We start from the raw sequence: 1,101 nt of genomic DNA on the forward strand, positions 1-1,101 counted from the left end.
AGGCCAAGTAAGAGAGTAAAATTTTTTCTACATGCTCGAAGCAATAACCGTTTGTTCTTGGCCTTTGAGTTCAGTTTTTATTCCGGGACTTGTAAATCACCAATAAAAGCTCGAACTTTTATTTCAACTTAATTGGGACGGAAATCCACTTGGACTCCGAGCCCGCGCAGGCGCTCTAAGGATTTCTTAATCTGCGCCTGCTTTCTTTTTTCCTGATAGGCTGTATCGTCAGGTTCAAGGTAGGATTCTTTATTTTTGAGAATAAAATACAGTGCAGTCAAGATTTTATGTGCCACAGCAATCAGCGCTTTTTTGGTTCCTCTGCGGGCAGCGATTGCTCCATGTTTACGGTTCAAATAGGTGTCCTTGGTGTGAGATGCGGCCCAAGCAGCTTCGACCAGTGCAGTTTTCAAGTATTTGTTCCCATGTGTGATGCGGGTTGACTTTTTCTTGCCTGCACTTTCGTTGTTGCCCGGAGAGACCCCTGCCCAGGATGCCAGATGTTTGTGGTCCGGAAAAACTCCCATGTCATTACCTGTCTCGGCCAGAATGTTCATAGCCGTTTCTTTTCCCACTCCGGGTATGGTCTGGAGTAAATCGAGCTCCTGTTGAAGCTCGACTGCATAACTTTCAATTCTAAGCTCGATGTCCCTGATCTGAGAGTTGATCGAATCAATGGAATCACGCAGAGTAGACAGCATGAACCGATGGTGATCAGTGAGTCTTCCATGAAGAGAAAGTTTAAGATCTGTCATCTTTTTCCGCAAGGAACCTTTGGCAAGGTTGGCCAGATATTCGGGGTCATTCTGTTTTTGGATCAAAGCATCGAGAATCAAGGTTCCGGAGATCCCAAAGACATCTGAGACTACTGAGGCCAATTTGATGTTGGCATCTTCCAGGATTTTATGCACCCTGTTGCGTTGGGCCACCCGCTGTGCGATCAGTTTGCGTTTATATCTGCATAGATCACGGAGCTCCCGAATCCACTCGGCAGGAACAAAACTCCCCTTCAGCAGACCACTTAGAAGCAACTTGGCGATCCATTCACTGTCTTTTTTATCTGTCTTGTGACCGGGAACATTCTTGATATGCCGGGCATTT

At 46.0% G+C, this 1,101-nt stretch carries 1 protein-coding gene; it reads right to left on the minus strand.

Features of this window, described 5'->3' with window-relative positions:
* Positions 1–128: 128 nt before the first annotated feature.
* Positions 129–1,101 (minus strand): IS110 family transposase (locus O0V13_RS21435; protein ID WP_268037062.1); only part of this gene is annotated, 973 nt, incomplete at its 5' end.

This window comes from Algoriphagus sp. PAP.12, assembly GCF_026652115.1.
Classification (GTDB): domain Bacteria; phylum Bacteroidota; class Bacteroidia; order Cytophagales; family Cyclobacteriaceae; genus Algoriphagus.